Below are 19,603 nucleotides of genomic sequence, written 5' to 3'. Positions count from 1 at the left end.
TGGTTTCCCCTGGACCAGCACTAGCAATGTGCATTGCAGGAGCGCTTGGCATGGGGCGCCCCTCCAACACTTCAAAGCATAGCAACGGCCTCAGGGTTTGCTGGCGCTCGAGGTGTTCGTTCGTCCGCTTTCCCAGCCACCGCCCAGGGCGAGGAACAAATCGATCTGGCTCATCGCGACCTGGGTGTTGGCGGCGGCCAGTTGCGCGGTGACATCGGTGTAGGTGCGGGTTGCTTGCAGGTCGGCAAGGAACGACTCGCGGCCGGCCTGGAAGAAGCGGTGCGTCTGCTCGGCGGCGAGCTTGGCCGACTGCTCGGCTTCGGCCAGCGCATCGCGGCGTTGCAGCAAGGCGCTGTACTGGGCCAGACCGGTCTGCGTTTCGCGGATGGCGTTGAGCACCACGCCGTCGAAATGCGCCAGCGCGCCTTGAGTGTTGGCCTCGGCTTCACGAATGCGCGCACGGGCGCCGTTGGTCGGTACTTTCCAGCTCAGCGACGGGCCAAAGCCCCAGCGGTTGGTCGACGGATCGCCGAGGTCATCAATGATGCCGACGGTGCCGATGGTCGCGCCGATGCTGATGTCCGGGTACAGCTCACCGGTGGCGATGCCGATGCCGGCGGTTGCCGCTGCAAGACGCCGCTCGGCCTGACGAATATCCGGGCGGCGCTTGAGCAGCGCAGCGCCGTCACCGACCGGCACCAGTTGCGCGATCTTCGGCAACTCGGCGCAACTGGCGGTACCTGCCGGCAACTGTTCGACCGGTTTGGCCAGCAGCATCGACAAACGAAACAGCCCGGCCTGACGCGCTGCTTCATAGCGCGGCAAGTCGGCGCGCAGGGATTTGAATTGGGTCTGCGAACGGGTGACCTGAGTCTCGTCACCACGCCCGGCATCGCGCAGACGCTGGATCAGCGTGGTGCTCTGCGATTGCAGGTCGAGAGAGTGCTCGGCGATTTCCCGCTCTTCGTTGGCTGCGCAGACTTGCGTATAGGCGCGAACCACGTCCGCCACCAAGGTGATACGCGCCGTGTCGGCTGCGGCCTGAGTCGCATCGGCATTGGCTTTGGCCGCTTCGATGCCGCGTTGCAAGGTGCCCCACAGGTCGAACTGGTACGAAGCGCTGATGCCGATATCGGCAATGTTGGCCACCGGGACTTTCTCCGGCAGCAGGAACGCCTGACCGGATTCCTGCAAACGTTGCGCGCCCATTTTCACCCCGCCGCTCCAGCCGCCAGCGGCCTCGGCTTCATCCACCTGAGCACGTGCCCTCGACAGGTTCGCCGCCGCCACGCGCAGGTCGGTATTGGAAGCCATGGCCTGCTGCACCAGTTGATCGAGGCGCGGGTCTTTATACAGCCGCCACCAGTCCGCCGGCACCGGCGCCGAGACCACCGGTTTGCCGGCGACTGCCAGCTCACCCTGAATATCCTTGCGCTGCACCGCCGCGTCGGCGGGCACCTGATAATCCGGGCCGACCATCTGACAGGCCGAGAGCATCACGCCCAACCCGGCGATCAACCAGGCCCTGCTCATGGCTGCGACTCCTCATGCTGGTCGTCGATGATCGACACGGTGGCGGTACGCCCGGCGATCATGCGGAAGTCGGCCGGCACCTCATCAAAAGCGATGCGCACCGGAATCCGCTGCGCCAGGCGCACCCAACTGAACGCCGGGTTGACGTTGGGCAGCAGGTTGCTGCCGCTGGTGCGGTCGCGGTCTTCGATGCCGGCGACGATACTTTCGACATGTCCGCGCAACCGCGCGCGGTCGCCGATCACGCGAATATCCACCGATTGCCCGACGTGGATGCCGTCGAGTTTGGTTTCTTCAAAATAGCCGTCGATGTGGAAGGAGTTGCTGTCGACCACCGACAACACCGGGCGCCCGGCGGTGACGAATTCCTGCGGACGCGGCGCGCGGTCGTTGACGTAACCGTCGACCGGGCTGCGGATCACCGAGCGATCGAGGTTGAGCTGCGCACTGTCGACCGCCACCAACGCCTCGGCCAATGCCGACTGTGCACGGGCGACGCGCGACTGGCTTTCTTCCAGCTGTTCGGCCGGCACCAGATTGCCGAGGCCACGGTTACGCTTGGCTTCACGCTGGGCCTGGGCGAGGGTTTCTTCGCGATCGGCAACGGCGGCCTTGGCCTGGCGCAGGGCCAGTTTGAAGCGATCCTGGTCGATGCTGAACAGCACCTGGCCACGCTTGATCAACTGGTTGTCCTTTACCTCGACCTGCTGGATCAACCCGGACACGTCCGGGGCGATCTGGATGATGTCGGCGCGAATGTGGCCGTCGCGCGTCCACGGCGCGAACATGTAATACATCACCATGCGCCAGACGAGGACAACGGCAAAAGTCACGATCAGCAGGGTCAGGACCACGCGACCGATGGTCAGAAACGGTTTTTTCATGTCATCAGGTATCGACTGAGTGAGTCCACGCCGTACAGCAGCACGGCGTAGAGCGCCACGTTGAACAATGCCCGGTGCCAGACCAGACGGTAAAAGTGCAGGCGTTGCAGCACGCCATGCACCAACAAAAACAGCACGTAAGTGATGCCCATCAGCACCAGCAGGGTCGGCAGGAAGATGCCGCTGATATCCAGATCACCGATCATAGGGGCGCTCCATCGGGCAGCGGTTCTTCGGGCTCGGCGCTGGAGACGAATTCGACGCCGGGCAGCAAGGCCAGACGCAGACCGCTCAAGGCGTGCAACAGGTGTCGACGGGTTTCATCGTCGCCCTGGCCGTTCAGCGCACGGCGGGTGCGATCAAGGGTCATCAGCAGACCGCTCGGTGCGGGCAGGCGTTCGTCGGCTTTGAGGCAGGCGCGGAAATACTCGCCAACCTCGCCCACCACTTGTCGCAGCAGGGCGTTTGGCACGCCAGTGACGCGCGGGGTGTAGGCAAGCAGATCGAGCATATTCAGACCGACACGCACTTCACGCATGGCAATACCGGTGTCCTGACCGGTCAGGGCAAGACGCGGCAGGTGCTGCATCAGCCGATCGAGCAGCTGCACGCCCAAATGCCGATGCTCGGCGAGACTGGCCGGCTCGGTCATGCTGACGATGTCTTTCCAGCTGAACCGGGTCAGACGCTTGGCCGCCAGCTCGGCGCCGAACGGTCGCGCCACCAGCGTCCAGATAAAGGCGAACAACAGCCCCAGCGGCCCGGCAAGGTTGGAGTTGGCAAAGGCGAAAAAGTCCGCGTCGTAAGCACCCTGAATACTGATGAACGACGAGGTATTAACCAGCGTCAGCAGCATGCCGAGGTAGAATCGCGGCTGCACGGTCAGCGTGCCGACGCAAATGAACGGCACGGCAAACGCCAGCACCAGCATCGGGAAGTCGTGCAGGTTGGGCAGAATCAGAAACAGATAAAGGCTGGCGAACAGCACCGACATCCCGGTCCAGAAAAAGAACCGGTAAATCTGCGGCGCCGGGTCGTCCATCGAGGCAAAGAAGCTGCACGCCACCGCCGCCAGAATCACCGCGCTGCCGCCGTCCGGCCAGCCGAGCAGGATCCACAGCACCGAAGCAACGATGATCGCCAGAATGGTCGAGGTCACCGAGTAGAGCATCAGCCCGCGATCGATGAACGGCGTCAAGCGGCCCAGGCGCCAGTGCCGATAGACCGCGCGCCAGCTGTCCTGGCGCTCGCACAGGATCGCATCCTGCAGGCTGCGGCAGTCCTGCCACAGATCGATGAATTCACCGAGGCGGTAGATCGCGTTGGAGAACAGCAACTGTTTGCGCTCCTCCAGCGCTTCGGCGCTCGGTTGCAACGCGTCGAGTTGATCTCTCAGTGCTTGCCAGCGCTCGAGATTGGCGTCCGCGTGGCCCAGCCATTCCCGGGTCGCGGTCAGCAACGGCTGGAATTTTTCCACCAGTTCCGGGGTGCGGCGTTCGAGGGCGTAAAGCGAATCCTCGAGGGCATCGATCACCGGCAACAGGTGAATCATCCGCCCGCGCAGTTCCTTGGTGTTACGCACGGTTTGTGGCCGCGCGCCTTCGTGGGGCAACTGGCCGATCATCAACTCGAGGCTGTTGAAGTTGGCGACCATGGCCATGCGCAGCGCGGTAACTTCTTCCGGCTGCACATCGCGGCTGAGAAACTTCAGGCTGTAGCTCGTCGCGTCGGCGAACCACTTGCTTACTGCATCGTTGAACACCGGCGCCAGCCGACGCGGCCAGAACATCGCACCGACCACCGCAGCGACGGCGATGCCAAGGAAAATCTCTTCGGTACGCGCCTCGGCTACGTCCCACACCGCCAGCGGATTATCCACCACCGGCAGGGCAATCAGCGGCAAGGTGTAACCGGCCAGCATCAGCGCATAGCTGTTGGCCGTGCGCAGATGCAGGGACATGAACAGCAGAATGCCGGTCCACAACGCGATCACCACCACCAGCACATAGGGGCTCTGCACGAACATCGGCACGAACAGCACCGCCGCCGCTGCGCCGAGAAATGTACCGGCCGCGCGGTACAGCGCTTTGGAGCTGGTCGGGCCGAGAAACGGGCTGGAGACGATGTACACCGTGGCCATCGCCCAATACGGACGCGGCATTTGCATGAGCAAGGCGATGTACAGCGCAATCATCGACGCTGCAAAAGTACGGACCCCGTAAAACCAGTCACGGGCCGGCGGCATGCCAGTGAAAAAACCGTTCAAGAGTTGACCACCACAGGCGAACTCGCCGCCTCAAAAGCCCTCAGTACCCGAAGCGTAGCTTCCAGATCGCTGCGTTCGATGCCTTCCAGCACTTCGTGGCGCAAGCGCACCAGCTCGGCTTCGACCGCTTGCACCAGATCGCGGCCGGTATCGGTCAGGCTCAGGCACTTGGCGCGGCGATCCTGCGCATCTTCGGTGCGACAGACGTAACCGGCATGGCACAACTGATCGAGCAAGCGCACCAGCGAAGGACTCTCCATCCCCGCAGCCTGGGCGACTTGCACCTGACGCACGCCCTCACCCAAACGCCCGATCATCAACAAGGGCACGGCGCAGGCTTCGGAAATTCCATAGTTGACCAGCGTGGTCTGGCAGATCTTCCGCCAATGCCGGGCGGCCACCACCATGGCGCTGCTGATGTTCATCTGGAGACTGTCGAGGGAATCGGACACGGGATAACGGACACTGTTAGTTTGCTAACTATCAATATCGCATTGGATGGGAATTTCAGTCAAGTTTTGAAACAAATCTTTGAAGCACTCGCGGCGAATACCCTGATCAAGCGCCTGCCATAACATCCGGCATTGCCCAAGCGCTTGGTCATAGCAGAATCGTCAGCCGCCATAGGCTGAGGACATTTCCTCGATGTAATCGAACACCTCCTCCGGCACGCTGTACTGAAATTGCTTGCGGCGATGCTTTGAAACCTTGTCAGCGTTGTCCAGGCACATCATTACCAACTTCGAAAGATCGCTTCCCCGAACATCGAAACGGTCATTCACCGCTTTGATGACGAAATCGTATTTTTCAAGAAACGCGGTCTCCTCGCGTAGCTCCACTTCCAGTGCCCGCATGGCCATCTGCAAAGTAAATTCTGCGCATTGAGTAGCATCCCAGAATCGGTAGATAGCGTCGTGACCGATGAAATCGAACGTCATCTCATCGGAATCCAGCCAAGTGACATTCCAGAACTCTCTTGCTGGTTTCGAAAACTCTTTCAGCGCTTCCAAGTAGCTGGATTCCTCATGCTTCATCGCCACGGAAACGGGCAGCAACAAGCCGTTTTGCAGTGCACCGGAATGGCAAAGCGTCTGGTGAATAAGAAATCGTGAGAGCCGACCGTTGCCATCCATGAACGGGTGAAGAAAAACAAACCCAAACGCCACAACCGCCGCTGCTATCAGCGGATCCACCTGCTTCGCCGAGTGATTGGCGAACGCCATCAAATTCTCCATCAACTCACGACACAATTGCGGATCTGGCGGCACATAACTGACTCCGGCGGCGCCTCTCAAGCCGTTGTGTAAATGGTTCTGTTGATGACGGAAGAGCACTGCTTTATCGAAGGGATTCGAGACCGTGCTGTTTTGCAACTCGACCAGATAGTCCTCGCTGAGCTCTGTGCGCTCGTGAGCTTGACGTAAGAGCCGAACAAAGCGCCGCGACTTTTCTTCGCTGGGCTCTTCTTTTTCGATAGCGAAGGAATCGCGAGTCTCATGCAGGTAGGCCCAATTGATTGCCCGATCCATCATCTCCGGCGGCAACGTCGCCATGAAAACCTGGGCTCGCCCAATGATGTCCCGATCGATCAGCTCCTGTAGTTTCACCGTTCGCTCAACGGTGGCGCAGTAATGCAATGACCCCAAACCATTGAAATCGACTCGCCAGCGACTATTCCGAACCGCTGGCCCGGTGACGTAGCGCTTGGGATCGAACAAGGCGACGACACTGCCTCGAACCGGGACTGAGTAGTCCAGTTGTTTGCCAGTAAAGCTTTCCCATAGAAAACAGGCTTTACGGATGTATACCCCGTTCGGGGATCTGCCAAGCTCACTTAACAGATCGCTCGCTTCAACAGATTCCAAGGCCTGGGCAAGAATGCACAGGTTTATTCCTTCATGTTTTAGCGCAAAAAGAATGTGCTCGATCGTTGATCCCTGTGCAGGCGCGACGGCGGCTGGAACAGCAAGACAATCACCGATCAAGGTAACTCGGGTGACCGGTTTGATCATCGCAACGCGCTTGGGAGCAAATGCCTTGAGCTTCAGCGCGTCACGCAGGTAGGCATATCCAACAGCTGGCATCGTCATCTTCCACAGAAAAAATCCACTGCGACGATTAAAGCCCAGTTTTTTTTACAGTAGGCATGTTTTTTTTACATTTCAGCCTTTTCCTACAATTTTTTTTACACGCTGCGTTTCTTTCGTGAAGCGCCCCGGCAACCAATGACGCAGCTTGTTTCCAGACAACAGAAACTCAAGCTTATAAGTCATCCAGATCTACGGGCATGGGTGTCTCGTGAGCTCGGGAACGCGCAATCTGCATAAGCTCAAGATCATCAAGCCGCTCGACCAATGCTTCGTACACATCAGCAGGCACCATGTAGCCCATGACCCGGTTATGATTGAGCACTGCCACAGCACCCCCATTTGCGTCTTTTAGCACGGCAGCAGGATTTTTCTTCAATTGAGAAATACTGACGGCCATATCGGCCAGAACGCTTTGCATGGTAAAGACCTCGAATGCGATCGAAATTTCGGTCGATATCGAAGCTTATCAATTGCTGTGGTTACAGAGGTCGCAAAGGTTCACCCTAGTCGCCCCTTGTGCAACATCACATTCAGTTGATCTACAACCTCTGCCCAATCCGCATCGTCCAAAATCTCTTCGCGCAGAAACTGCGCCTGACCTGCTATCCAGAAAAACGCGTCAGCCAGATGCAAATCCGGCTTGAGCGGGGAATGGCTGGCGATGAATTGGTCGATGCCGGTCGGGTCGTCGGCGAGGCCGAGTTGCTTGAACAGGGCCGGTAGGCTGTGCTGCGGATTTTCCATGATGCAACTCCTCTGCAATTCAGGTCCGGCGTTGCGCCGTTCGCTGCAGTGAAGTTGATCATAGCTGTCGCGGTGGGTTCAGGGTTTGGCGGCGTCCGGCGAGCCTGCGGCCAGTTGCGCTGCCGGATAGACCGACTGCCATCCGCCGCCCAACGCCTTATACAAGCCGACCATTGCCAGCGAGACGCCGGTCGAGCTTTCCACCCATTGTTCCTGGGTGGCGAGCAAAGCGCTCTGCACGGTGAGGACGTTGACGAAATCGACCACGCCTTCGACGTATTGCTGTTGCGCGGTGCGCAGGGCGATCTGGTTCTGACGCACGGCTTCGCCGAGGCTGTCGCGACGGCGCTGGCTGGCGTTGTAGGCGGTCAATTGATCATCGATTTCATGCCAGGCACGCAGCACGGTTTGCTGGTAGGCGATGGCCGCTTCCTGCTGTTGCGCTTCACGCAGTTGCAGCATGCCGCGCAGGCGTCCGCCGTCAAATAACGGCAGGCTGAATTGCGGGCCGATGCCGAAGGCACGCGAGCCCCATGAACCGAAATCGCTCAGTTGCATGGCCTGTGAACCGAGGTTGCCGGACAGGGTGATGCGCGGATAAAAGTCGCCCTTGGCCACGCCGATGTTGGCAGTAGCAGCGTGCAGACGCGCTTCGGCCTGGCGGATATCCGGACGACGTTCGGCCAATTGCGACGGCAGGCCGATGGCGACTTGCAGTGGCGACTGCGGCACTGCCGCGTCTGTGGATAACGCTTGAGCGAGGGCCTGCGGCGGTTCGCCCATCAGCAGACTGATCGCGTTGATCAGTTGCGCCTGACGCTGCTCGAGCGCCGGCAGCCGTGCCTTGATGGCGGCGACTTGCGCGGCGGCTTCGGCGACGTCGAGATCGGTGGCCACGCCATCGGCCAGCCGCAGCTGCGAGAGTTTCAGGCTGTGGCGGGCGACGTCGAGGTTCTGCTCGGTGACAGCGCGGGTGTTCTGCACCCCGCGCAGCTGAATGTAGTTTTGCGCGGTGTCGGCAAGCACCGTCAGCAGCACACCGCGACGATCATTTTCCGCCACTTCGAGATTGGCATCAGCGGCTTCGGTTTCGCGGCGCACGCGACCCCAGACGTCCAGTTCCCATGAGGCGGAGAAACCGGCATCCCACAGATTGAAAGCCTCGTCGCCGTTATTTCCCGATGGATCGTTCAAGCCTTTGCCACTGTTGCGTTTGCGCCCGTAGCTGCCGCTGGCGGTGCTGTTCGGATAACGCTCGGCGGTGATCACCTGGCGCGCGGCGCGGCTTTGTTGCAGGCGGCTGCTGGCCAGTTGCAGGTCGAGGTTGCTGTTCAGCGCGCGCTGGGTGAGCGCGGAAAGTTGCGGGTCGTGGAAGGTTTCCCACCAGCGTTCGTTCAGGGGTTCGCTGACGGCCTGGCTCGGGGCGGCCCGGGCGGGTTTGGCCCAGTCGGCAGGTTGAGGGGATTCGGGTTTCTGGAAGTCGGGGCCGACAGTGCAGGCGGTGAGACTAATTGTGAGCAAGGCACTGAAGGTTAGCTGCTGCCACTGGCTTTTTCGCGAGCAGGCTCGCTCCCACAGGGGGAACGCATTAAAAAATGTGGGAGCGAGCCTGCTCGCGAAGGCGGCAGCCGATTCAACACCGATCATCGCTGCGTCACCTCGCGCCCGGACGCCTTTGAGCTGGCGGTATCAATGCTCGCCTCGACCGACATCCCCACCCGCAACCGCTCAGCCAGTGGCTGGCCCGGTTCCAGCACGATCTTCACCGGAATCCGCTGCACAACCTTGGTGAAATTACCGGTGGCGTTATCCGGTTTCACCGCCGCAAAGGTCACGCCAGTTGCCGGCGCAATACTCTCGACGCGGCCGGTCAGGGCTTCGCCACCGAGACTATCCACTCGGACTTGCACATCCTGCCCGGGCTGCACATCGGTCAACTGGGTTTCCTGAAAATTGGCCACCACATAGGCCTGCTGCAACGGCACCACCGCCAACAGTTTGCTGCCCGGCGTGACGTAGGCGCCGACGCGCACCGCACGCTCGCCGATCATGCCGTCCTGCGGCGCGGTGATACGCGTGTAGGACAAGTTGAAACTGGCAATCTCCAGCGCCGCCTGCGCGTGTTTCAGATTGCCGTCGGCGGCGTTGCGCTGGGCGGTGAGAATCTCGACCTGCTTGCGTTCGGCCGCCAGCTTCGCGGTCGCGGTGTCGAGGCGCGCCGAGGCCTGATCAATGCGCGTGCGCGCCTGCTGCGCGTTCTGCACGGTGCCAGCGCCGACACCGGCGAGATGGTTGTAGCGGTTCAGTTCCTGCTGCGCAAAAGCCATTTGCGCTTTGGCCGAGACCACGGTGGCCTGCGCCTGAGCGATCAGCGAAGCCTGCCGCTCGAGAGTCGCGTTGGCGTTCTGCAACTGCGCCCGCGCGACCAGGGTTTGCGCATCCGCCGCCTCCGCCGCTGCGCGCAAATCACGGTCATCGATCAACGCCAGCAACTGCCCGGCCTTGACCTGTTGGTTGTCTTCGACCAGCACCTGCTTGATGAACCCGGCCACGCGCGGCACCACCAGCGTGTAGTCGGCGGAGACAAAGGCGTCATTGGTGGTTTGCTCGGTGCGTTGGCCGAACAGCCCGGGCATTGCCAGATACACCAGCACGCCTACCGCCAGCGCGGCAGCCACGGCCACCGCGAGTTTTTGCTTGGATTGAGTCATAAAAAACCTTCAGTTTCAGTACAGCGATCAGGTCGGCGCGCGCGGCGGATAAATCCGCGTCGGCAGCCAGAAAATCAGCAGAATCAACGCCACGGCGACGCCGGCCATGCACACGTACAAATCGGACGAAGTCAGCACCACCGCCTGCTCATGCACGCGGAGAGCAAGGCCCGGATCGCTGTGATCGGCCAGCGGCGAATTGCCGAGGCTGTCGACCAACATGGTCGAATGAAAATGCAGGCGCGCGGTGGTCAGCGCTTCGATGACGCCGGTGGCAACCACGGCAGCCAGGCCTTTGACGGTGTTGAACCACGCCGACGCGAACGGCCCTTCCATCGGCGTGATACTGCCGGTCGACAACATCAGCAGCGGCAACACCGCCATCGGCTGGCCGAAAATCTGCAGCCATTGCAGGACGTAGAAATCATCGCGAATCCACGCCGAAGTCAGGTGCGAACCGCCCAGGCAGGACAGCGCGAGCATGCTCAGACCAATGCCGAGCACCCAGCGGCAATCGACCCAGCGCAAATTGCACAGCGCTGCCACCAGCGGCAGCGCGATCAACTGCGGCAGCGCGGCAATGAGCATGATCGGCGCGGTTTGCGCCGGACGATAACCCTGCACCTGGGCCAGATAACTCGACGGAATCAGCACCACCGCCAGCAGCACGATCAGCACCCCGGCGAGGGTGATCAACGCAAACAGCAGGTTGCGGATGCCGAGCATTTGCAGTTTGAAAAACGGAATCGGCTGCGACCATTCATTGATCATAAAAGCCACCAGCAGTAGCGAACCGGCACCTAGTAATCCACAGATCAGATTCGACTCGAACCAGTCCAGTCGATTGCCCTGCAACAGACCGATCACCAGCATGCAGATCGCCGGAAAGCCCAGCAGCAGGCCTTTCCAGTTGAACGCCCTGAGACGTTCCAGCCGCAGCGGATCCTGCGGCAATCCGTAAGCCACGGCGGCCATGGCGATCAGGCACGGCACGATGATCTGCCAGAAGGTCCATTGCCAGCCGACGTATTCAGTCCACAGACCGGCCAGCGGCGTGCCGAGTCCCGGGCCGAAAGTCGCGGTCAGTGCGTAGCCGGCCAGTCCGTAGAGTTTGATGTTCGCCGGGAGGAAGCGCAGCGCGACGGTCATCAGCATCGGCGGCAATGCACCACCGGCAAGGCCCTGGAGGATGCGCATCAGCAGCAGACTTTCGTAGTTCGGGGCGAACGGGCACAGCACGCCGAGCAGAGTAAACAGGCCGATCGCGCAGAGGGTGAAGCGGCGCAGCGAGAAGGTCACCGAGCACCACGGCGCGAAGGCCATGGCCGCGACCGACGTGGCCGTGTAGCTGGCGACCAGCCAGGTGCCTTCGTCGTAACCGATGTGCAGCGCGCCGCGAATATCGGCGAGTGCGGCTTTGGTGACCATCTCGTTGAGGCCCGAGACCAGCACGGCCAACAGCACGCCGACCAGACCAACGATGATCCGCGCCCCGAACACCGCAGGCGCAGCCGCCGTCGCCGGGCTGGTCGCGGCAAGGGGTGCCGGGACCGTCAGGGATGTCATGAATGAAAACTCCGGCGGTGAAATACCGGAGCATTTTAGTGGGGCTTGATGCTGACGAAAATTGACTTATTGGCAGGTTATAAGTGCATCAGACACAAATATCAAAAGCAAAAGATCGCAGCCTTCGGCAGCTCCTACAGGGGGAATGCATTCCAGTGTAGGAGCTGCCGAAGGCTGCGATCTTTGCTTTGCTTTTTATGGCTGTGCCGCCAGCCACGTTTCATCGCAGCAGGTCTTGAGGGTTTCACGCAGCCAGCGGTGGGCCGGGTCCTTGTCGAAGCGCGGGTGCCAGGCTTGGGTCAGCATCAGCATGGGCAGCGGAATCGGCAGATCGAATGAACGCAGTTTCAGGCCCAGCCGCCGCACGCTGAGCAACGCTTCTTTGGGCACCGGCAGGATCAGGTCGGAGTCGGGCAAGGCAAACATCGCTGCATGGAAACTCGGCGCGATCACCGCCACTCGACGCTCCAGCCCCAACGCATTCAACGCCGTGTCGATCGGGCCGCGAGCGATGCCACGTCGCGACATGCTGATGTGGGAAAAACCGGCGTAGCGCTCGGCGGTGATTTCGCCGTCGAGCAGAGGATGGTTCTCGCGCACCAGGCCGACGAAATGCGTGGAGAACAGGTTCTGTACCTTAACCTCCGGCGTAAGCGGACGGGTGTTGCTCACGCTCAGATCGATGCGCCCTTCGCGCAGTGCCTCATCGTCGCCGTCACCTTCCGGGACGAAGCGCAATTCGCAATGCGGGGCGAGCTGGTCGAGGGTGTCGAACAGCTTGCCGCCATAAACGCCGACGAAGAAATCATTGGCGCGAATGCTGAAGCGTCGGCGCAAGGTGCCCAGCTCGACGCTATCGGCGGAGCGAAACAACAGCGCCGCCTGCTCGACCACATCGCGCACCTGTTCGCGCAGTTCCAGGGCTTTGGGGGTCGGCACCAGACCACGCCCGGCGCGCACCAGAATCGGATCGCCGATGGCTTCGCGGATCCGCGTCAGTGTGCGGCTCATGGCCGCCGGGCTGAGGTTCATCCGCCGCGCCGCACCGACCACACTGCCCTCGTCGAGCAAGGCATCGAGGGCGACCAGAAGGTTCATGTCCGGGAGTTGCATGTTGAGCACTCTTGGCTGATCTGGATTGATCCGGGCGCAATGCTAGCAAACATCCCTCAAGAGTGACGATGCCAGCGCTGGCCTCTTCGCGAGCAGGCTCGCTCCCACCTTGGAATGCGTTCTCATATGGAAGCGAGCCTGCTCGCGAAGAGGCCGCCCAGCCAACGAAGATCTCAGCGCTGCATACCCCAGCGCTTGACGGTCACCCGCTCAAGGGTGGCAAACACCAGATTCTCCACCAGCAGACCAATCAGGATCACCACCGCCAACCCGGCAAACACCTTGTCGGTGTACAGCTCATTGCGATTCTGGAAGATGTACCAGCCCAGCCCGCCCTTGCCACTGGTCGCGCCAAACACCAGTTCGGCAGCGATCAAGGTGCGCCAGGCAAACGCCCAGCCAATTTTCAGTCCGGCGAGAATCGACGGCAGTGCCGCCGGGATCAGTATGAACAACACAAGGCGCAACCCCTTGAGACCATAATTGCGCCCGGCCATACGCAGCGTTTCGGAGACGCCGAGAAATCCGGCATAGGTGTTCAGCGCCAGCGCCCACAGCACCGAATGCACCAGCACGAAAATCAGGCTGTTCTGGCCCAAGCCGAACCAGAGCAGCGCCAACGGCAGCAGGGCAATCGCCGGCAACGGGTTGAACATCGAAGTCATGGTGCTGAGCAGATCACGTCCCAACTGGGTCGAGACCGCCAATGTCGTCAGGGCGAACGCGAGGACGATGCCGATCAGGTAGCCCTTGATCAGCACCACCAGGGAGATCCACACCTTGGCCAGCAACTCGCCACTGAGCAGCCCGTCGAACAAGGCATGTGCGGTTTGCAGAAAACTCGGCAGCATCAGGTCATTGTTCTGAATCCGCGCGACCACTTCCCAGATGATCGCCAGCACGATCAGGATCAGGCTTTTGCGCAACCAGCCCTGTTGCCACAGGCGCGTGCCAAGCGGCAATTCGCGCTCGACCGGCACTGCGGTCAGCGGCTCGAGCACCGTTTCGAATTCTTCACGCACGGATGATGAATGGCTCATCGGGTAGTCCTCCTGGCCGCTCAATAGGCGATGCGAATGTCGTTGAAGTGGTGATCACGTTCGGTCTCCGGCGCCTGGCCCTCATCGAACAGCAGACGATGAATGCGCCGCGCCGATTCCTGAAATGCTACGCCGCCGAGGCTGTGCAGATCGTATTGATGGCTGTGCACTTCGGCGCGCACCCGCCCCGGATGCGGCGACAACAAGAGGATGCGATTGCCCACCACCAAGGCTTCTTCGATCGAATGAGTGACGAACAGCAGGGTGAAACGAACCTCTTCCCAGAGCAGCAGCAATTCCTCCTGCATCTTGCGGCGAGTCAACGCATCGAGTGCAGCGAAGGGTTCGTCCATCAAAAGAATTTTCGGCTGCATGGCCAACGCCCGGGCGATCGCCACCCGCGCTTTCATGCCGCCGGACAAGGTGTGCGGATAGGCGTCGGCGAACGCAGCGAGGCCGACTTTTTCCAGATAGTGCAGTGCGCGTTCTTCGGCGTCTTTCTTGTTCAAGGTGCGCGAGGCGAGCAGCGGGAACATCACGTTCTGCTTGACGGTTTTCCACGGCGGCAACTGGTCGAATTCCTGAAACACCACAATGCGGTCCGGCCCCGGCGCATCGACGCGCTGGTCTTGCAGGCGGATCTCGCCTTCGCAAGGCTGGATGAACCCGGCGACCGCCTTGAGCAAGGTCGATTTCCCGCAACCGGACGGGCCGAGCAGGACGAAACGATCAGCCGGGTCGACGGTGAAACTGACTTGATGGGTAGCGCGCACCACTCGCTGCGGCGTGCGGTATTCAAGGCTGACGTGATCGACGGCCAGCAAGGCTTCGCTGCGGGCGATCGGGTTGCTGGCCGCGTGGCCTGGCAATGGGGCGTTCATGATCGATCTCCGGCAAATCAGAAAGGCGCGTCGCCCTGAATGGTCGTGCGATACAGCTTGCGGCGCAGATGCGCAGGGCAGCCGGCGGCAAGGTGGATCAGCGAGCGGTTGTCCCAGAACACTAGGTCATGCGGTTCCCACTGATGGCGGTAGACGTTTTGCGGCAGCACGCTGTGGGCGAAGAGTTCGCCGAGCAACTGACGACTTTCGTCTTCCGGCAGACCGACAATTCGCGTGGTGAAGCCTTCGCTGACGAACAAGGCCTTGCGGCCGTTTTCCGGATGGGTGCGCACCACCGGATGCACCACTTCGGCGACCTGAGCCAACTGTTCAGGGGTCAGGGTCGGGCGCCAGTTGCCTTCGAACTTGGTTTCGCTGTAGCGCGCGGTATAGGAATGCGCAGCGGAACGTCCTTCGACCGCAGTGCACAACGCAGCGGGCAAGTCGTCCCAGGCTTTGTGCATGTCGGCGAACAGCGTGTCGCCGCCCTCGGCGGGCAGCTCTTGGGCGTGCAGCATTGAGCCGAGACCTGGCAGCTCTTTATAGGAAAGATCGGAATGCCAGAACTTGCCGGCGTCACCGAGACCGATGTTCTGGCCGTTCTCGATGATGTTGGAAACGATGAGGATTTCCGGGTGGTTGGCCAAGAGGAATTGTTTGAGCACGTGGATCTGCAACACGCCGAAGCGGCGGCTGAAATCGATTTGCTGTTGCGGGGTGATCTGCTGATCGCGGAAGACCACGACATGGTGATCCAGATGTGCGCGGTGAATGCGCGCGAAGTCCTGATCATTGACCGGCCGGCTGAGGTCGAGGCCAACGATCTCGGCGCCGACGGCACCGCTGAAGGGACGAATTTCGAAGATTTGCGGCGCGACAGTTGCGGCGCTTTCGGTGGCAGTAGCGGCGGACATCAATCATCTCCCACGCACGGCGCGCTCATGGCCGCGCTCGTCGATCAGACACTCACGCTGGATTGCGTGTCGGTTCAGGTCGTGCGGCGCGCCGATTGGTCGGCAGGTACGCAGGTGGGTGACTTTATAGCTATAAGAATTGGAAATTAAATACCGTTAATGAATAACGATATGGCGAATGGTGAGGGCGTGGGTGACCATTTGTGTCACTTACCGACGGATATGTAGCGCCTCAGCGGGCGCCTTCGCGAGCAGGCTCGCTCCCACAGTTGGAATGCAATCTCCTGTGGGAGCGAGCCTGCTCGCGAATGGGCCGTCACCAGCGCCGAAGATCTAGCGCTCGTGCAACGCCTCAGCCCGCGCGCGGATGATCGGCTTGAGCAAATAGCTCAACACCGATTTCTTGCCAGTGATGATATCCACCGAAGCGACCATCCCGGGAATGATCAGCAAAGGCTTTTCATCCGTGCCCAAGTGGCTGCGCTCGGTACGCACCTTGATCACGTAGTAGGTGGTTTTCTTGTCTTCGTCGGTGATGGTGTCCGCACCGATCTGCTCCAGCTGTGCCTTCAGGCCGCCGTAAATGGTGTAGTCATAGGCGGTGAATTTGACGATCGCTTCCTGACCCGGATGCAGGAACGCGATGTCCTGCGGGCGGATCTTGGCTTCGACCAGCAGGGTGTCGTCCAGCGGCACGATTTCAACCATGTCGCTGCCCGGCTGGATCACGCCGCCGATAGTGTTGACCAGCAACTTGTTGACGATACCCCGCACGGGTGAGGTAACCAGCGTACGGCTGACGCGGTCTTCCAGCGCCTTGCCGGTGGCCTGGGCCTTGTTCAGATCGGTGCGCGCTTCGTTGAGCTGGGTCAGCGCTTCGCTGCGGAATTTGCCGCGGGTTTCGTCGATCTTGCGCTGCACTTCCTTGATCGCCGATTCCGCGCGCGGAATGGCCAGCGTGGTCGCATCGAGCTGGCCACGGGTTTCCACTTCGGCACGCTTGAGGCGCAACACTTCCACCGGCGAGACCGCGCCCTGCGCCACCAGCGGCTCGGACATGTTGATTTCCTGACGCTGCAAGCCGAGTTGCTGACGGTACTGCGCCTGCTTGGAGCTGAACTCACGCAGCTCCTGCTGACGCTGGATCAACTGCTCCTGCAAGCCGCCGATTTCATCGTGTAATTGCTGACGGCGGCTGATGTACAGCGACTCTTCGCTTTTGGCCTGGCCCGGCACGGCTTTGAGTACGTCCTCGGGGAAATTCAGCGGACGATCATCGACTTCCGCGCTCAGGCGCTCGACCCGCAGCAGCATCGACAGGCGATCGGCCTCGGTTTCGCCGACGTTGGAGGCAAAACGCGTGTCGTCGAGACGAATCAACGGCGCGCCGGCCTCGACGATCTGGCCTTCCTTGACGAACAGCTCGGAAACGATACCGCCCTCGAGGTTCTGGATTTTCTGGATCTTCGACGACGGAATCGCCTTGCCGTCGCCCTTGGTCACTTCGTCGATCACGGCGAAGTTGGCCCAGAGCATGAGGAACACGAAGAAGCCGATGATCGCCCAGATGGTCAGGCGCACGACGCGCGGGGCGTCTTCGATCAGCGCCTTGTTGACCTCTGGCAGCGGCTGGCCCTGCAGCGAGGCAGAGCCTTTGAAGTAGCGACGGATCGACTCCTTGACACCGGACTTAAGCAACACTGATCTGCCCCTTCTTCAACGCTTCCATCACGGCGGCTTTCGGGCCGTCGGCGAGAATCTGCCCGCGATCGATCACCAGCAGGCGATCGACCAGCGACAACAGCGATGCCCGGTGCGTGACCAGCACCACGGTCTTGTTTTCAATCACTGCTGCGAGGCGTTGCTTGAGGCGTTCTTCGCCGGTGTTGTCCATCGCACTGGTTGGCTCATCCATCAGCAGAATCGGCGGATTGAGCAACAGCGCCCGGGCCAGGGCGACGTTCTGCCGCTGGCCGCCGGAAAGGTTCTGCCCGCGCTCACCGACTTGCAGCTCGTAGCCTTGCGGGTGCAGACGGGCGAATTCGTGGACGCCGGCCAGTTCGGCGGCTTGCAGCACCAGCTCGTCTTCGACGTAACGCGCGCCGGACACCAGATTGTCACGCAGGGTGCCGGACAGCAGCTGAATGTCCTGCGGTACGTAGCCGATGTTGTAGCGCAGTTCGCTGACGTCGATCTGGCGGATGTCCACGCCATCGACCAGCAACGCACCGTCGTCCGGTTGGTACAGGCCCACCAGCAGTTTCGCCAGCGAACTCTTGCCCGAACCGCTGCGGCCGATGATGCCGATCTTCTCGCCGGGACGGATCACCAGGTTGATGTTCTTCAGCGCCGGGTTCTGCTGGTCCGGGTAGGTGAAGCTGAGCTGACGGCATTCGATCGCACCCTGCAGAACCTTGCGGCTCAGCGGGCGCTCTTCGAAATTGCGCTCCTGCGGCAGTTCCATCATCTGGTCGACCGAGGTCATGGTCACCCGCGCCTGTTGATAGCGCGTGAGCAGGCCGGACAGCGACGCCAGCGGGCTGAGGGCGCGGCCACTGAGCATGTAACAGGCGATCAGCCCGCCCATGCTCAGGTTGCCGGCGATGATCTGGTACACGCCGAAGACGATCATGATCACCCCGGCCAGTTGCTGGATCAGCAAGGTGATGTTCATCGCCAGACCGGAGAGCATTTTCACTCGCAGCTCGAGGCGACTGAGGGTGCCGATGGTCTGCTCCCACTGATACTGGCGCTCGCTTTCGGCGTTGTTGACCTTGACCGCGTCCAGCCCGGCGAGGGTTTCGATCAGGCTCGACTGGCGCTCGGCGCCCAGCGCCATGGTCCGTTCCATGGTCGCGATCAGCGGCTTCTGCAAGGCGTAGCCGATCAGCAGGGCAATCGGGAACGCCAGGACCGGGATCCACACCAGATGCCCGCCGAGAATGGCGATGACGATGAAAATCAGGATGGTAAACGGCAGGTCGATCAGACTGGTCAGGGTCAGCGAGGCGAGAAAGTCGCGCAGACTCTGAAACTCATGGATGTTCTGGGCAAAACTGCCGACCCGCGCCGGGCGGTATTTCATCGCCATGCCGACAATGCGCTCGAACAGCGTGGCGGAGATGATCAGGTCGGTTTTCTTCCCGGCCAGATCCAGGCACAGGCTGCGCAGGCTCTTGAGGATCAAGTCGAAGATGTAAGCGCCGGTGATGCCCAGCGCCAGCACCCAAAGGGTTGCTTCGGCCTGGTTTGGCACCACGCGGTCGTAGACGTTCATCACGAACAGCGGCGCGGCCATGGCGATGATGTTGATCAGGAAACTGGCGGCGATCGCATCGGCGTACAGCCAGCGCGAACGCTTGAGGGTGTCGCGAAACCACGAGCGTGCACGCGGGATCAGCGTGCCGTGGTTGACGTCGAATTTGTGCTGCGGCTGGGCGAAGAACACTTTGCCGGTGTAATCGTCGCTCAGCAGTTCGCGGCTGACCACCGATTCGCCGCCGTCGCTTTCGCTGAGCAGTACGCGTGCTTCGTTGTTGCCCTGCCAGCCGAGCAGGACGGCACTGCGGCCATCCTTGAGCAGCAACAACGCGGGCATGGCGATCGCCGGAATTTCTTCGAGCTTGCGCTGCAACACCCGCCCCTGCAGCCCGGCGCGGGCCGCTGCGCGCGGCAGCAACTCGACACTCAAACGTTGTTTGGGCAGCGGCAGGCCGGTGGTCAGCATCGCCGCGCTGGCAGGCTTCTGGTGCAGCATGCACAGGGCGAGCAGACCATCCAGCAACGGATCGTCATGCAACGCGCGTGGATCATGGCTGAGTTGAACTCGACTGACTTCTGATTCCACGCTCGACACTCTTT

The 19,603-nt window shown here is 61.1% G+C and carries 17 protein-coding genes; all 17 read right to left on the bottom strand.

All coding sequences use genetic code 11. From position 1 onward, the window contains the following. Positions 1–90 precede the first annotated feature (90 nt). A complete protein-coding gene (locus tag HU724_RS01770) occupies positions 91–1,533 on the bottom strand; it encodes an efflux transporter outer membrane subunit (protein ID WP_073471477.1) in 1,443 nt (480 codons plus the stop codon). Continuing rightward, positions 1,530–2,417, bottom strand: coding sequence for an efflux RND transporter periplasmic adaptor subunit (locus HU724_RS01765; RefSeq protein WP_073471476.1), 888 nt, complete (start codon positions 2,415–2,417; stop codon positions 1,530–1,532). Before HU724_RS01765 ends, HU724_RS01770 begins: the two co-directional genes overlap by 4 nt. Further along, positions 2,414–2,623: a DUF1656 domain-containing protein gene (locus HU724_RS01760; protein ID WP_016772264.1), complete on the bottom strand. Its 210-nt coding sequence runs from the start codon at positions 2,621–2,623 to the stop codon at positions 2,414–2,416. The genes HU724_RS01765 and HU724_RS01760 overlap by 4 nt, the downstream gene beginning before the upstream one ends. Beyond that, positions 2,620–4,683 (bottom strand): FUSC family protein, encoded by a 2,064-nt coding sequence (locus HU724_RS01755; protein WP_133337580.1) that lies wholly within the window; start codon positions 4,681–4,683, stop codon positions 2,620–2,622. Before HU724_RS01755 ends, HU724_RS01760 begins: the two co-directional genes overlap by 4 nt. Continuing rightward, positions 4,680–5,108: a MarR family winged helix-turn-helix transcriptional regulator gene (locus HU724_RS01750; protein ID WP_125925889.1), complete on the bottom strand. Its 429-nt coding sequence runs from the start codon at positions 5,106–5,108 to the stop codon at positions 4,680–4,682. The genes HU724_RS01755 and HU724_RS01750 overlap by 4 nt, the downstream gene beginning before the upstream one ends. Positions 5,109–5,297: 189 nt before the next feature. After that, on the bottom strand, positions 5,298–6,767 hold the full coding sequence (locus HU724_RS01745) for a Fic family protein (RefSeq protein ID WP_186568450.1): 1,470 nt from the start codon (positions 6,765–6,767) through the stop codon (positions 5,298–5,300). Positions 6,768–6,945: 178 nt separating this feature from the next. Further along, the gene (locus HU724_RS01740; protein ID WP_186568449.1) at positions 6,946–7,191 is read right to left on the bottom strand and encodes a type II toxin-antitoxin system Phd/YefM family antitoxin; all 246 of its coding nucleotides are present in this window, start codon (positions 7,189–7,191) and stop codon (positions 6,946–6,948) included. Between the two features lie 80 nt (positions 7,192–7,271). After that, the gene (locus HU724_RS01735; protein WP_186568447.1) at positions 7,272–7,517 is read right to left on the bottom strand and encodes a DUF2789 domain-containing protein; all 246 of its coding nucleotides are present in this window, start codon (positions 7,515–7,517) and stop codon (positions 7,272–7,274) included. A gap of 78 nt (positions 7,518–7,595) precedes the next feature. Next, a complete protein-coding gene (locus HU724_RS01730; protein ID WP_186568445.1) occupies positions 7,596–9,164 on the bottom strand; it encodes an efflux transporter outer membrane subunit in 1,569 nt (522 codons plus the stop codon). Further along, a complete protein-coding gene (locus HU724_RS01725) occupies positions 9,161–10,228 on the bottom strand; it encodes an HlyD family secretion protein (protein WP_186568443.1) in 1,068 nt (355 codons plus the stop codon). Before HU724_RS01725 ends, HU724_RS01730 begins: the two co-directional genes overlap by 4 nt. A gap of 27 nt (positions 10,229–10,255) precedes the next feature. Continuing rightward, a complete protein-coding gene (locus HU724_RS01720) occupies positions 10,256–11,794 on the bottom strand; it encodes an MFS transporter (protein ID WP_186568441.1) in 1,539 nt (512 codons plus the stop codon). Positions 11,795–11,989: 195 nt separating this feature from the next. Then, positions 11,990–12,907 (bottom strand): LysR family transcriptional regulator, encoded by a 918-nt coding sequence (locus tag HU724_RS01715; protein WP_016772273.1) that lies wholly within the window; start codon positions 12,905–12,907, stop codon positions 11,990–11,992. A gap of 173 nt (positions 12,908–13,080) precedes the next feature. Next, complete coding sequence (locus HU724_RS01710; protein WP_122698867.1) at positions 13,081–13,947, bottom strand: ABC transporter permease; 867 nt, start codon at positions 13,945–13,947, stop codon at positions 13,081–13,083. Positions 13,948–13,967: 20 nt separating this feature from the next. Next, entirely contained in the window at positions 13,968–14,828 is an 861-nt protein-coding gene (locus tag HU724_RS01705; RefSeq protein WP_186568439.1) for an ABC transporter ATP-binding protein, read from the bottom strand. A gap of 17 nt (positions 14,829–14,845) precedes the next feature. Further along, positions 14,846–15,742, bottom strand: a complete 897-nt coding sequence (locus HU724_RS01700; protein WP_186568437.1) for a TauD/TfdA dioxygenase family protein — start codon at positions 15,740–15,742, stop codon at positions 14,846–14,848. Between the two features lie 333 nt (positions 15,743–16,075). Then, positions 16,076–17,443: an HlyD family type I secretion periplasmic adaptor subunit gene (locus HU724_RS01695; protein ID WP_024011116.1), complete on the bottom strand. Its 1,368-nt coding sequence runs from the start codon at positions 17,441–17,443 to the stop codon at positions 16,076–16,078. Next, a complete protein-coding gene (locus tag HU724_RS01690; protein ID WP_125925871.1) occupies positions 17,433–19,589 on the bottom strand; it encodes a type I secretion system permease/ATPase in 2,157 nt (718 codons plus the stop codon). The genes HU724_RS01695 and HU724_RS01690 overlap by 11 nt, the downstream gene beginning before the upstream one ends. Between the last annotated feature and the right edge of the window lie 14 nt (positions 19,590–19,603).

The organism is Pseudomonas iranensis, assembly GCF_014268585.2.
GTDB classification, from domain to species: domain Bacteria; phylum Pseudomonadota; class Gammaproteobacteria; order Pseudomonadales; family Pseudomonadaceae; genus Aquipseudomonas; species Aquipseudomonas iranensis.
This window is presented reverse-complemented; position numbering and strand designations above follow the sequence as displayed.

Coding starts and splice junctions, on each gene's coding strand:
- HU724_RS01770 (WP_073471477.1), bottom strand. CDS start 1,533: ATGAGCAGGGCCTGGTTGATCGCCGGGTTGGGCGTGATGCTCTCGGCC.
- HU724_RS01765 (WP_073471476.1), bottom strand. CDS start 2,417: ATGAAAAAACCGTTTCTGACCATCGGTCGCGTGGTCCTGACCCTGCTG.
- HU724_RS01760 (WP_016772264.1), bottom strand. CDS start 2,623: ATGATCGGTGATCTGGATATCAGCGGCATCTTCCTGCCGACCCTGCTG.
- HU724_RS01750 (WP_125925889.1), bottom strand. CDS start 5,108: ATGAACATCAGCAGCGCCATGGTGGTGGCCGCCCGGCATTGGCGGAAG.
- HU724_RS01745 (WP_186568450.1), bottom strand. CDS start 6,767: ATGCCAGCTGTTGGATATGCCTACCTGCGTGACGCGCTGAAGCTCAAG.
- HU724_RS01740 (WP_186568449.1), bottom strand. CDS start 7,191: ATGCAAAGCGTTCTGGCCGATATGGCCGTCAGTATTTCTCAATTGAAG.
- HU724_RS01735 (WP_186568447.1), bottom strand. CDS start 7,517: ATGGAAAATCCGCAGCACAGCCTACCGGCCCTGTTCAAGCAACTCGGC.
- HU724_RS01730 (WP_186568445.1), bottom strand. CDS start 9,164: ATGATCGGTGTTGAATCGGCTGCCGCCTTCGCGAGCAGGCTCGCTCCC.
- HU724_RS01725 (WP_186568443.1), bottom strand. CDS start 10,228: ATGACTCAATCCAAGCAAAAACTCGCGGTGGCCGTGGCTGCCGCGCTG.
- HU724_RS01720 (WP_186568441.1), bottom strand. CDS start 11,794: ATGACATCCCTGACGGTCCCGGCACCCCTTGCCGCGACCAGCCCGGCG.
- HU724_RS01715 (WP_016772273.1), bottom strand. CDS start 12,907: ATGCAACTCCCGGACATGAACCTTCTGGTCGCCCTCGATGCCTTGCTC.
- HU724_RS01710 (WP_122698867.1), bottom strand. CDS start 13,947: ATGAGCCATTCATCATCCGTGCGTGAAGAATTCGAAACGGTGCTCGAG.
- HU724_RS01705 (WP_186568439.1), bottom strand. CDS start 14,828: ATGAACGCCCCATTGCCAGGCCACGCGGCCAGCAACCCGATCGCCCGC.
- HU724_RS01700 (WP_186568437.1), bottom strand. CDS start 15,742: ATGTCCGCCGCTACTGCCACCGAAAGCGCCGCAACTGTCGCGCCGCAA.